Here is a 12,823-nt window from a genome sequence, read left to right as displayed (position 1 = left end):
AGGCGGCTCAAGGGATAGGACTCGGCTCGCCGGAAATCAAGCGCCGACGTCTCTCCGTCGAAGACCGGCCCGCGAGGACCAAGTGTGACGTAAAAGTCACAGGGTTTTATTATTTGCCGGCGAATTCTCCCGTCAGACGCCATTATGATCTTCATCTGATGTTGCCTTGATAAGCATTTGTCCAGTCGAAAGGAACCTCATCCGAATCCGAAGGCCACCATCGCTGCGAGATCAGAAAGTGTTTCTCGCCGCATCGGGATGGTGAGGCCTCCGTTCGACGCTTTACTGGCTTGTTGCTTGTAGCGGGCGCCGCGAACTCGTGTCGCATCGTCCAGGAGAACATGAAGATGATGCGGACAAAAATCTCAATGGCCACTCTGACGCTGGCGCTGTTCGCCAGCCCCGCTGTCGCAGCAGACCTTCCGGCGCTCAAAGAGCCGCCTGTGCTTCCGCCGTCGGCGATCTGGACGGGCGCCTACTTCGGCGCCAATCTCGGCGGGATTTTCGACGCGAGCTCGTCAATCAAGATCGTTTCGGCGCCGCTCTACAATGACGCCGCCAACGGCGCCGGCCTCGTGGGGCCGAGCGCTTTCGGCAACGCTGTCGCCCTCGCCATTCCGGGCGAGTCCAACGCCAGCAATTTGGGCGTCATCGGCGGCGGGCAGATCGGCTATAATTGGCAATTCAGCAGCTTCCTGGCCGGCGTCGAGACCGACATTCAGGGAACGACGCTCTCGCAAAACGTGAAGGTTTTCGGCTCCGCGACGGAGAGGACGACTGGCGCTTTCGTCGGCGTGCAGACCAACTTCTCCAAGAGTCTGGGCTATCTCGGCACGGTGCGCGGACGCTTCGGCTATCTCGTCACGCCGACGCTGTTGCTCTACGGGACAGCCGGTCTCGCTTATGGCGGCGCGAACTTCAACAACGGCGTCTTCGTCCTGTCCTCGCTCGCCAACTTCCCTACTGCCGCGGTTTCCGAGAATTACAACGACGGGCGCATCGGCTGGGCGGCGGGCGGCGGCGTCGAATGGATGTTCATGCCGCGATGGAGCGCCAAGGTCGAGTATCTCTACTACGACCTCGGCACGGTTAGCGCCAACGCAATCGCCTGGGGCGTCGTCGGCAGTGGCGCGATGCTCTACTCCGATTACTTCAAATCCTCCGCGCGCATAAACGGCAATGTCGTGCGGGCCGGCGTCAACTATCACTTTCAGCCGCTCGGCCCGGCGCCGGTGCTCGCCAAATATTGATGGCCCTTCGCTGCGCGCTTCGACCCGCGCCGCGATTCACTCCCTCAACTCTACAGATGCGACGTCAAGAGGCCACCATGTCCCCCAAGGAGTTCGCTTGCGGCGTTTCCGCCGTCGTTCTTTCGCTGTCCTTGCTTCCCTTCGCCGCGCGAGCGCAGACGCAATTGCCCATCCTGCAGGTCGGCAAGCCCAAACCAATCAAGCGCACCGCGGCGGCGAAGCCGTCTCCGCGCTCAGGCGTCTCCCATGCCTCGAATGCAAACGGCGCCTCCAACGCCGCGCCCGTCGCGGGCGAAGGGTCGGGCCTGGGGCTCGCGAACAACAATGGAACCGACATCGGTCCGGGCGCGAATGGCCAGATTTGCGCGGACGGGATCTGCAACAATCCGACCTCTTATTCCGCTCCCGTCGAATCGCTCGGCACCAAAGTCAACACGCCGGTCATGAACACGCCGCTTGCGACCAAGACCGTCACGCATCAAATGCTCGAGGATCAGCAGGTCATCACGCTCGACCAGGCGCTGCGCGACGTGAGCGGCGTCAGCGTCACCGGGGGCGGCGCCATCGGCAATGGCACGAGCTTTGGACAGGTGACGATCCGCGGCTTTTCCACGAACGCCTATTATCGCGACGGCATCCGCATCGACAATTTTGGCGCGACCAATATCGGCGTCGCCGGAGTCGAATTTGCGAATGTCGAAAGCGTTGAGGTGTTGAAAGGCCCCGCCGCCATCCTCTATGGCGCCGTGGAGCCCGGCGGTATCGTCAATCTCAACATGAAGCAGCCGCTGGAGACGCCCGCCTATTCGGTCCAACAGCAGATCGGCAGCTGGGCCGCCTATCGCACCACGATGGACGCCACCGGTCCTCTCGCCGCGAACAAGGAGCTGCTTTACCGCCTCACCGCGTCCTATGAGAATGACGGATCATTCCAGACCTATGGCTACACGCGCAATCTGATGTTCAACCCCGTTCTCAAATGGAACGTCGACAACAATACTTGGGTCAAGTTTGACACACAATATCAGGAAAATCGCCTGAACCAAGTCTATAACGTGATCCCGTTTTTCAACAGCGTGTCGCCGCTCTGGCTTGGAAGAGGCTACAACTACAACGCTCCGTCGCCGCTGAGTCAGCCGACGCTTTTCTCGGAATTGTCCGCCGCGCACAATTTCGACAATGGCTGGGCGGTGAAAGCCACAACCTTCCTGCAAAGCGAGAACTATTTTCAGGCCACCAATCTCCCGATCGGAATCAGCGACTGCATCAGTGGGCCTTTGGCGCCGATATGCGGCTTCATCGGCTCGCCCTTCGTCGCCGGGAACACGTCCTTGCTGGAGTATAGCCAACCCGTCAAAAACCGACAGGAGGAATACGCCACTGTCGTCGATATCACCGGACATTTCGACACCGGCGAGCTCAAGCACACCCTGCTGCTCGGCAGCGACTATTACCGATACAATTTCCGGGGAGAGCTCTTGGCGCCGCTCAACCTCGGAACGCTGAGCCTCTTCGGCGCGCCCGCGCAGCTCCCGACATTCGCGACCAACCTTTTTCCTCTCCTCGCGAGCGCCCAGCAGGCCGACAATGTCGGCGCCTATGTTCAGGATCAGATCGATCTGCCCTATGGCTTTCACGTGCTCGCCGGGGCGCGTTACCAATATATCTCGAGCCGCTCCCAGGCCACGAACACCATCCCCGGCTCGCTCGACACGCTTTCCGTGCCCGCCTTGGCGAACGAAGGCATAACGACGACGCAAAGAGTGACTCCGCGCGCCGGCTTGACCTGGCGTCCGCTCGAATGGGTGAGTTTCTATGGCAATTACGTGGAAGCTCTCAGCCCGAATTATACAGGCAGTCTGGTCATCAACACCAATCAGCCGCCACCGCCGAGCGCGGGGCAGCAGGAGGAGGCGGGCGTCAAATTCGAGCTTCTGGACAAGAAGCTGCAGATCAGCGCCGACTATTACCACCTGATCAAGACTAACATTCCGGTCGGCATCCCCAACAGGCCCACCTTTGTCGAGCTCGTCGGCGAGGGCCGCTCGCAGGGACCAGAACTCGACATTCAGGGCGAGCTGCTTCCTGGCTGGAAGGTCAATCTCGCTTACGCCAACACCGATGTCATCGTCACGAAGGGCATCGCGGGCGCGAGCAGCGCTACGCCGGCAGTCGGCGCGCCCTTTCCCTATGTGCCGCGAAATCAGGCGACTCTCGCCTCTAATTACGAGTTCCGAGATGGCGCGCTTAGGGGACTGAAATTCGGCGCGAGATACGACTACACAGGCCTGCTGCCTTTCTATCATTACGACAATTCCGGCAATTACATCTATGGATCGTCGACGCCAAGCTACGGTCTGGTGGGCCTCTTCGCCGCTTACGAGACCGAATACAACGGCCTCAAGATCAAGGCGCAGCTCAACGTCGACAATCTCTTGGACACGAGCTATTTCACGAACGGAGGCTTCGGTTGGATTCCTGGATTTCTACCGGGATTTGCCGCTCCGACCATCAGCCAGGGATGGGGCCTCAACAATCTGAACGTGATCGGCGCGCCGCGCACCTTCCGCGGACTGATCAGGGTCGCGTTCTGATCACGCCGCTCGCATCGGCGACTCGCGGGCGAGGGCTTGCCCGCCGCGCGTCGCCGACGATTGCTTATCGCTCAATGATTCCGTTGAGGCGCGCTCACCCCGAGAAGCCTTTCAATATCTCACCGAGCCTGGCGTTCTGCTCGGGATCGAGGATAAGACCATCCGAGGAGAGCGCGTTGGCGATCGTCTGGTCATAAAAGCTCTTCAGCCACGTGAGGAAGAATTCTTGTCGGAAGTCGGTCGGGTGCTCGCCGATGCCCGACGCGTCGAAGCGCGTGTCGCGCGCAGCCTGGTCGACGCCGAGCGTCGACACGAAGCGGTTGATCAAGCGCTCGGCGATGATCGTCGCCTTCGCCGCCGCCTGCTCGGTCGTCTCGATATGCGTCGCGTCGGAGATCGCGACGCGGAGGCTCGCCTCTAGTCCCTTCCGGCGGGCGGTTGCGAGAAGCTCCGTCGCAATCTCCTTCAGCGCCTTCGGCGGCACGCCCGTCGCCTCGGCGAAGGCGAGATCGTCGCAGGCGTCATGCACGCTTTTAGACCAGAGCTGCATCGCCGCCTGCGCCAGACCCTCGTAGCGCGCGGCGCGCGGGCGCGAGGCGGCTGCAGCCGGATTGACGGGCGCCGCCGCCGGCTGCAGCTCGGGCTTTCCCAATCTTTTGATGATCGCGCTGAGCGACTCCTGCTTGCGCGGCGCCGCCGGCTTCGTCTCGCCGGAGGGCTCGGCTCCGCTCTCGCTCAGCGCCCCCGACAGACGCGCCTCGTAGAAAGCCTCGACCAGATCGCCGCGGTCCACGCACATGCCGCGCAGGAAAGTTCCGAACGCTTGCCGTTGGACGCATTCCGCAAAGTCGTCGAGAACGGCGTCCGCGACGACGGTCCGTTCGGCCACGCGACGTTCGGCGTCCGTCGGGACATAATGCGGCGCGAGCGTGTCGAACATGCGCTGCTTGAGGTCGCTCATGCGGTTTCGCGCTTGCGCCTCCTTCATGCCTGGCTTGCACACCTGCTCCAGCGCCGCAGCGAGATAGGAAACGCCGCCGTCGTTGAGACGCATGACCTCGTCAAAGGCGCGATCGGGATCGCGGAAGTGCTCGATCACTTCGGGCGCTCTTGCATGCGCCGCGCGCAGCTGAGCTATCCGCTCCACCTTTTGCGGGAGGACTCCGACCTCCCGGCGCCCCTCGTATTGGATCACGCCTTCCGCTTTGTAGTTCGGGTTGCGAATCCAGAAGCAGTTCTTGAAAGGCTCCTCCGGCGTCCATCTTCGCGGCCAGGAATCGGCCATTTTGGCGAAGGGTTTCAAAAGCGACGCCTCGAGACGCGCCTGAAATCGAATCCCCGGGTCGACGTCTTCTCCCGCGCTGACGACCGTTTCGGACAAATGCTGGTCGAACATGGTCAAGATGAAGAACAGCAGCTGCGGTCTGCCTTTGCGAGCCTCGGGGCTCGCGCCATGCGTCGCGCCGATCCACTCCTCGATGATCGCCGGCAGCGTCGCGACCTCGAGGTTGCTCGGCCGAAGGCAAAGCAGCATGCTGGTCAGCTCCTGCTCGGCCGTGTAGCGTTGAAACAAATAGTCGACCTTGCCGCGCAGGAATAATTCCTTGAGCGCGCCGCTTCCCGCCTCGCGGAGGTATTTTGTGAGGTTCGTGGGCGTGCGGCTGCGATAGCCGGGGAAATCCAAAAGGTCCGTGTGGTCGAAGAAAGGCCAGGGCGCTTCCTTCATCGTCATGCGCAGCTCGGCCGCGAGCGCCGTGACGACCGCGCGCGGCAGGGAAAGGGTCTTTCCCCCGGCCGAAATCTCCATGGTCTCGGCGTTCGCAACCCCGAGCCCGGCAAGCGTCTCGACGTTGAGGATGCCCGTCGCCGCGGGCGTCAGCGCGTCGAGCGCGCAAAAGGCGTCTTCTGCGAAGCCGAGCTTGCTCAAGCTCTCGAGCAGCGTGAGGAACAGCTCCGTTAGCTCTCGGTGTCCACCCCAAAGGATCGAGAACAGCTCCGCGCGGTCGGAGATTTCGAGGCGGGGCGCCAGAGCGGCGAAACGCGGCCAGAACGGCGCGAACAGTTTAGCCTCGGCGCGTCGCAGCTGGCGCTGGAAATATTCCTCGACGTCCCAAATGTCCTCCTCGCGCAGCACGTCGGCGTAGCCGCCGCGCAGGCGAGCGTCGAAAGACGCGAGGTGCTTGCCGATGTCATCGGGCGAGAGGGCGGTCTCCGCCTCGAGGTCGCCGTCGAAGAAATAGGAGTTGCAGAGAATCTTGAGCACGTCGGTTTGCGTCAGGAGGCGCAGCGCGACGGGAAATCCTGGCGGAGTCTTGGGCGGGTTGATCGAGAATCGCGTGACGAGACCGGTCGCTTCCTTCTCGCCGAAGGGATTGATGTCGCGGATGAAGTCGACTTCCGGCCGGTTCGGATCGTCAAACAGCGCGATCAGCGTCTCGCCTTTGCGGCCGAGCACCGAGACGAGATAGGACTTGCCAGCCTGGCTCGGGCCGAAGACGCCGACGCACATCGGTCGGTCGAGCGAGCGCGCGAGTCGGCGGAGCCGATAGGCCTCGTTGCGGATCGTGCGCTCGAGAAAGGCGCGCTCGTGGCCGAGAGTCTTCTCGTTCTTCGCGAGATTGATCCAGTCCAAAGCCTCTGTCGCCGCCTGCGCGGCGGAGTCGCAGGCCTTGGCCAGCTCAGCGTCGACCATGGTCCCTCCTCCCTTTAAGCGACGCCCAGTATGCCGGTGTCGAGCCAGTAGCCTTGCTCGCTGCCGAGCGTGTCGAAGACGAGGCTGAACGAGCGCTTCACCGCGGCGCCGTCCTGGGCGACGGCCTCGGTGATGCGAAGCTCCTCCTTGCGCGCCTCCTGCAAGGAGAACTCGCGACTGTCGTAGTCGGCGAGCTCTTCGGGCAGCTCGCGCTCCAAGGTGATCTTAATCGGCCTTTGAATGAGCCTTCCCGAGGAGCCGGCGAGCATTTTGATGCGATACATTGGCGTCGTCACCCAGCGCTCGATCGGCAGCTGACGCGCGCCGAGCAGCATTGGCGCATACCAGCTCACCTCTCCGCTCTGGGACTCGGCTGGCGCCTCTCCCCCAGGCGCCGAGAACAGCACGTTGCGCGTAAGCATCTTGCCGTTGCGCTCCATGACGCCGATGTAGTTCGCCGTGGAGCGCATGGCGAAGCGATTGGTGTAAAGCGTGAAGTTGAGAATCTGCCCTTCGGCGAGGGCGCAGAGCATGCAGCCGACCACCGTCGCGGTCTTCGGATCTTCAATCCGAAAGCGCGAGCGCCCGCCGAACGGATACCAATTGCCTGTCGGGTAATTCGTGAGCGGCAGCACGCGATCCGGCGCCACGGCGAGCTTGTTGACGAAAAGATCGATCGTCGCCGGCAGGCGCGAGGGGCGGCCGGAGAGCAGCACCACGTCGCAGTCGAAATGATTCACGGCCTCTGCGATATTGTCGAAGACGCCGCCCAGAGTCGTCTCGACGGCGTTCTTGACGCGACTGAAGTCAATGGCGATCTCGACCTGCGCCAGACGAAAGTCCTCGGCGCCCCAGCTCGCTGCGGCGGCGTCCACATAATCGAGCACGCGGCCTTCGAGCGCGGCCGCCTCGGGCGTCGCGCGCGCCACGAGCTCGGCGATCGTCGCCTTGCCGCCGGAGCCGGCCCAGGCCGAGCCGACCGTTTCATACTCGCCCAGCAGCGCGAGCGCCGCCGGCTTGAGGACGCGCAGCACCAGCTGCCGTCGCAAATGCTTTTCGGGCTCCGTCATATTGGCGCGGTCGGCGCCGAAGCGATCGGCCAGGAAGTCCCGCGCGCGCGAGAGCCCGCGCGCGCGAAGGTCGGCCTCGATCGCCGGCAGCAGCGCCTGCTGGATGGTCTCCTGCAGCACGTCCTCGCCCGCGATGCGAAACCCTTCGCGGAAGGTTTGCGAGGGAACGATCGCGCGATTGTCCTCGACGTAATAGGTGGTGATCATGAGATCTGTCGTGCCGCCGCCCACGTCGATGCTGGCGATGCGCACGGATGCTTGCGGCTGCTCCTGTGGCGCCGGCGAGCGGCCGGCCGGGGCGTAGGCTCGGGGACGTCCCACGAGCCGCATGAAGTCCGAGATGGCGCCGCCAAATTTCTGAGCGATTTCGCTGTAGAGGTAAACGACTTGCGCGCAGCTCGCCTCGTCCCAGGCGGCGCTCGTCTCGGGCACCATCAGACCCGGCGGCGGCGACTCGGTCCAGCCCATCATGTCAAAGACGAGCTTCACCGCCGCGCTGGCGCGGCTGCGCAGCAAGCGCTGCTCGCGAACCGGCATCGCCGTCGGCAAGGTGAAAATGATGCGGCGCAAGCGGCGCGGCGTGTCCTTTTCCCCGCGCTTGGCCCTGAGTTGCGGGTTGTTAATGAGTGAAAGCGTCTGGACGAGAATCTCTGCGACGAGGAAGGTGAAGAACGACGAGCGCGCGAAGGTCAGGCGCGCGGCGGGCTTCTCGAGCTCGGCCGTGTCTGCGGCGCTGGAAAGCCGGAGGTAGAACGAGCGCTCGTCGGCGAGTTGACGCAGCACATCGCCGCGGGAATTGACGAAGCGTCGGGCGGCGCGATCGATCGTCGGCGGCTCGCGCTTCGCGCCATAGTCGCCGGGCTGGAACCGCCAATCCTGATTTACAGGATCGACGTCGCAGAGATAGCGCTTGGGGCTCGACATGCCGCTCGCGCCCTCGGTGCCCTCGGCGCTCTGGCGGTAGCGTGTCGCCTCGGGACCGACGCGCACGAGGCTCGGCCAGAAGAAGGCGCGGGTGCGCGACGAAAAGCGCGACAGATATTCTTTGCCGAAATGCGCCTGCGCGAGCTGAACGTCGCTCGCGAAGGGCTCGGCGTAGAGGCGCTGCGGATGTTCGAGGTCGCGCAGCTGCAGCACGTAGGAGTTGCCCAGCTCGATCTTGTCCTGATTGGGAAAATTCTCGATCAGCATGCCGCAGGTGCGGCTGTTGCCGATGTCGAGGACAAGATCGACGTTGACGGGCTTGACCGCGGGATCCGCCGAAAGCGTGTCGATGAGCTTGATGCGCGGCGGCGAGATCGCCGTCGCCAAGAGCTGAAGGAAAGCCACGTAGCGCGCGGCGTGCTCGAGCGGTTGCCGCTCCTCCGGCCGCGGCGGCCGGCCGCGCTGCGCCGTTTTGAGCTCGACGAAAAGCTCGTCAATCCAGCGATCGACCCATTCCTGATTGTTCGTGTTGCCGCCGGGCGCGGAGTCGGACAGAAAGGCGGCGACGTCCCGAAACAGCGACGCGAACACGAACTCATGCTCGGCGAGCGCGTCCTGCGGGCTCGGCGCGACATAGGTGCGCCCTTCGCGACGCTCCAGAAGCTCGGTGTCGAAGGCGAGCGTCACGACATGGGTGTGGCCTGGCGCGTTTGCGGGTTCGGCGAGGTCGACGCGGACGCGCGCCCAGTTCGTCGGACCCGGCTGCAGCAGCTCGCGCCCGATCTGGTCGCGCCCCGACTGCACGGCGAGATAGGGAATAGGCGTCCACTGCCCGAGAAACGGCTCGAGCGCCTTCTGCTTCGAAATATCATAGACGTCATCATTGCCCTTGGGCGGGAGCGGGGGATCGAGCTCGGGGTCGTCGTCGTTCCAGTTCGGGCGCAACTCGATCGGCGTCATTCCGTCGGGGCCGCGCAGATCCGTGCGCTTGTGCTCGATGAAGGAGCGCGAAAACCTCCCGCTCGCCTCGATGTCGAATCCATAGACGAGAAACTGCACGCCTGAGTTCGGCGCGATCTTCAGCGTTTCGCCGCGCGGATTGGGGAATGCGTTCCGGGTCATGTCGTCCAGAATCCTTCACGGCGGCCGCGAACGCTCAAACGGGCTTCGTTCCGCGACGCAAAGTCTACACAGTGGTTCTCAGTGGCGCTCAAAGGTCGTCACCGGGGTTTCTTCGAGGCCGTTCATGACGCCACGATAAACTTGCTCCTTACCGCCCGATCGCATGAGCAGTGTGAAGGGCACGGGCCGCTCGGGGTTGCCGTTGCGCGACGCCATCGCCACGGACACTTTGTAAAGGCCGGGCGGCGGATCGCTCTCCCAAGTCGCGTGCTCGACCGGGCGGTCCAAGACGGGTTCTCTGACATTGGCGTCATGGTCGAGAACGCCGCCGCAAGCATTCCTCTGCTTGAAGAAAAGATGTCCCTCGCCGCAGCGCACATGCAGGTCGAGATCCTCGCGGCCGTCCCAGGCGAGCGTTATATCGAGGCGGCCGGCCTTCAGCTGGTTGTCCTCGAGCCGCGCCTTGGTCTTCTCGACGTTCGGCGGCGCGACATTGTCCGTTTGCGCGCGCGGCCGAGTCTCCGCGCAGAGCGCGGCGAGGCGCTTCTGCTCCTCGAAGACGGCGCGCCGCAGCGCTTCGTTGCGACCGTCGAGGTCGTCCACTCGAGCCGCGCCGTCGCAGCGCGACAGTCCCCGCAGCAAAGGCAGGTCCATCCCGCAAGCCGGAAGCAGATGGTAGAGTATGGCGCCGATCAGAAGCCAGAAGGGCAGCCAGAGCAGCCAAGCGCTATCGCGCCAATCTGTGCGCCAGCTCGACCAGTCGGGCGCTTGCAGACGGCGCGCCAACCCCGAGGGCGAAGGGATTCGCGCCAGGCCCGGAATGAAGGAACGTTCCGAAGGGCCGCCGGAAGCCCCGGCTTGTTCTGCGTCGCGAGTCAAGATTGCAGGCGCGGCGGCGGTGGTGGCGATGCGGCGCCGGCCCCACCCCGTGAGCACCGGCGCTCCGCCGAGCGACCATAGCTGCGCGTTCTGATCGCTGGTCACGACGGCCGTATGCAGCGCATGGGCTAAGCGGAGATTCGTCTCTCCGCCCGCCGCGGCGAGGCGTTCCGCATAGGCGCGGATGTCGGCGGCAATCTTTTCGAAGCGCGCAAGCAGCGCCTCCCGCTCTTGCGGCGCGAGCGCATGCAAGGGCTTGGGCTCGTTTGGGGACAAGACGTGCCAATGCGTGACGCCCCGCGCGGGATCGGCGATCGGTTCTGCGAACAGCGCCCCCGCCTCGGGAGACACCTCAGCGCGCAACACGTCGACGAGCCGGTCCCAGGTCAGGTTCGGCCAGTCGTCCGCGATCGGCGTTTCCCTGTCGTCGGTCGTGGCGACGCAAAGGCTATACATCAGCGCCCCCGCGCGGAGCGCATGGGAAAGCCGGGAGCCGCGTCGCCAGCGCCGTGTCGAGCCGCCTCCCGCTCATCTGGCTGCGCTCGCGGGCGGAGCCGAGGCGCAGGGCGTATCATCGCCTGCGAATCCGATGCGTTTGTCCGTCAGAAACGTCTTGAGCGACGTGACGTCGAGCGCGACATTGCCGACCTGATGCTCGTCGGCGAAGAAAAGCGTGTTGACGCCGCCGAGCCGGCCGCAGGCGTCGACGAGCGGTCCGCCGCTGTTGCCATGCGCGACCTGCATGTCGTGTACGATAACCGGCGTCTCGCCCGCTCCGCTGGACATCGTGTTGTTGATGCGTCCATAGCGCAGATCAGCGCTAGGCACGTCAAAGCGCCTCGCGGCGAGCGCCCGATCGTCGTCACCCGCCTTGAGCGCGTCGCGCAGCTCGCGCAGAAATTTGCTGAAGGCGGCGTCCGTCTCGACGAGAAATCCTGGATAACCGGCGATATAGGCCGTCGAGAGTTTCGGCGGCGTGGCGCCGAGCTTGAGCGCGACGGCGCCCGGAATTGGCTCCGCCAACTCCAGCACGGCGTAATCCGGCTGGGGGCCTGCGTTTTTCACCCTTGGCGGCGTCTCGGCCACGACGCTCGCTCGCCGCACGCCTCCGAAGGATTTGCTGGCGAGAAAGATGATGGACGGGTCGGCCGCGTTCTCGACCACATGTCGATTAGTGACCACCTGCCGGTCGTTGATGAAGAAGCCGCTGCCGCTCGACCAACCATCCTTCGTGATCACAAAGACGAAGACGGTGGCCTTCTCCAGCATTTCGGCGAGATTGGCCGCCGAAGGCGCCTCGCCGGAGCGCTGGGGCAGAGGCACTTTTTCGGGCGGGCGCGGCAGAACGTCCATTTGCGGCGGCTGTTGCGACGATTCGCCTGGCGGGAGGCCGGGAACCTGCAGCATGCCGTCGGCGCGGCAGCTGCGCTCCTCCTGGGCCTTGCGGAGCGCTTTGAGCTGCGCTTCGAGAGAGTCGTTGGACTTGCGGAGGCGTTCGGTTTCGAAGGCGTCGCGAGCCGCGCGGTCGCCGAGATCGGGATAGCGAAGCACGCCGGGCAAGAGCAGGACGAGCAGCACGGCCCCTGCGATGGCGGCGGCGACCAGCGGCGTTCGCCAGCCCGGCGGCGGCAGGCCGCGCGGCGCTGTGGGCGCAGCGCGCCTCGGCGGCGCAAAGGGAGGCGGCGGCGGAGAGGGAGGCGGGGGCGCCGCGGTGGGGGGCGGCGGCGCCAGGCCGAGCGTCTGCGCGACGAGCGGGATCAAGGCTGGCGCGTAGCGGCCGAGGGTGTCGGAAAAATGCGCGAGCCGTCGCGCGGGTTGCTGCGCCGCGTCCTGCGGCAGCAGGCCCCAATTCACGATCAGAGGCTCGCCGCCGACGGCGAGGACGTCCTTGATCGAGTCGACGGCGAGCGCCGCCGCCAGCATGGGGGCGAACTCGGGATCGCCGAGCGCCGGCGCGAGCGCGTTGAGGCGTTGCGTCAGCCGATCGACCGTCGGCTTCTTCGCCACGGCGTCAATCGCGTCGAGAGTCGTCGGGCGGCCCTCGAAAGGGCCGTACCAGGAGATCGCCGTGGCCGGCTCGGCGCCCCCGCGCGGCAGCACCGGCTCGGCGAAAAGCGTTGCAGCCTCACGCCCGCAGAGTCTCTCGATGCGATCGACGAGCCCGTCGTACTCGGATATCGCCCGCCGCCCGCCCACGTCGAGCGCGACGCGACCGGTCAAATCGGAGCTCATGACGAAGAATCGGTTGTCGCGCCCCATGCAATCCCCAATCCCGTTCCCAGCTCAGATCAA

6 protein-coding genes are annotated in these 12,823 nt (G+C 64.6%); 2 read left to right on the top strand and 4 right to left on the bottom strand.

All coding sequences use genetic code 11. The features are described 5' to 3' along the window. Nucleotides 1-347: 347 nt before the first annotated feature. The gene (locus QMG80_RS01555) at nucleotides 348-1,250 is read left to right on the top strand and encodes an outer membrane protein (protein WP_342586574.1); all 903 of its coding nucleotides are present in this window, start codon (nucleotides 348-350) and stop codon (nucleotides 1,248-1,250) included. A gap of 77 nt (nucleotides 1,251-1,327) precedes the next feature. After that, nucleotides 1,328-3,844 carry a TonB-dependent siderophore receptor gene (locus QMG80_RS01550; RefSeq protein WP_158658671.1) on the top strand — a complete coding sequence of 839 codons (2,517 nt, stop codon included), beginning with the start codon at nucleotides 1,328-1,330 and terminating at the stop codon, nucleotides 3,842-3,844. Between the two features lie 94 nt (nucleotides 3,845-3,938). Here QMG80_RS01550 and QMG80_RS01545 read toward each other — a convergent pair whose 3' ends face one another. From QMG80_RS01545 to QMG80_RS01530, 4 genes are all read right to left on the bottom strand, one after another. Further along, entirely contained in the window at nucleotides 3,939-6,536 is a 2,598-nt protein-coding gene (locus QMG80_RS01545) for a virulence factor SrfC family protein (RefSeq protein WP_085771217.1), read from the bottom strand. Nucleotides 6,537-6,550: 14 nt separating this feature from the next. After that, the gene (locus tag QMG80_RS01540; RefSeq protein WP_085771216.1) at nucleotides 6,551-9,652 is read right to left on the bottom strand and encodes a virulence factor SrfB; all 3,102 of its coding nucleotides are present in this window, start codon (nucleotides 9,650-9,652) and stop codon (nucleotides 6,551-6,553) included. Nucleotides 9,653-9,730: 78 nt separating this feature from the next. Continuing rightward, on the bottom strand, nucleotides 9,731-10,987 hold the full coding sequence (locus tag QMG80_RS01535; RefSeq protein WP_085771215.1) for a hypothetical protein: 1,257 nt from the start codon (nucleotides 10,985-10,987) through the stop codon (nucleotides 9,731-9,733). Nucleotides 10,988-11,059: 72 nt separating this feature from the next. Then, nucleotides 11,060-12,763: a S1 family peptidase gene (locus tag QMG80_RS01530; protein ID WP_158658670.1), complete on the bottom strand. Its 1,704-nt coding sequence runs from the start codon at nucleotides 12,761-12,763 to the stop codon at nucleotides 11,060-11,062. Between the last annotated feature and the right edge of the window lie 60 nt (nucleotides 12,764-12,823).

It is taken from the genome of Methylocystis bryophila (assembly GCF_027925445.1).
Taxonomy (GTDB): Bacteria; Pseudomonadota; Alphaproteobacteria; order Rhizobiales; family Beijerinckiaceae; genus Methylocystis; species Methylocystis bryophila.
This window is presented reverse-complemented; position numbering and strand designations above follow the sequence as displayed.

Coding starts and splice junctions, on each gene's coding strand:
- QMG80_RS01545 (WP_085771217.1), bottom strand. CDS start 6,536: ATGGTCGACGCTGAGCTGGCCAAGGCCTGCGACTCCGCCGCGCAGGCG.
- QMG80_RS01555 (WP_342586574.1), top strand. CDS start 348: ATGATGCGGACAAAAATCTCAATGGCCACTCTGACGCTGGCGCTGTTC.
- QMG80_RS01550 (WP_158658671.1), top strand. CDS start 1,328: ATGTCCCCCAAGGAGTTCGCTTGCGGCGTTTCCGCCGTCGTTCTTTCG.
- QMG80_RS01540 (WP_085771216.1), bottom strand. CDS start 9,652: ATGACCCGGAACGCATTCCCCAATCCGCGCGGCGAAACGCTGAAGATC.
- QMG80_RS01535 (WP_085771215.1), bottom strand. CDS start 10,987: ATGTATAGCCTTTGCGTCGCCACGACCGACGACAGGGAAACGCCGATC.
- QMG80_RS01530 (WP_158658670.1), bottom strand. CDS start 12,763: ATGAGCTCCGATTTGACCGGTCGCGTCGCGCTCGACGTGGGCGGGCGG.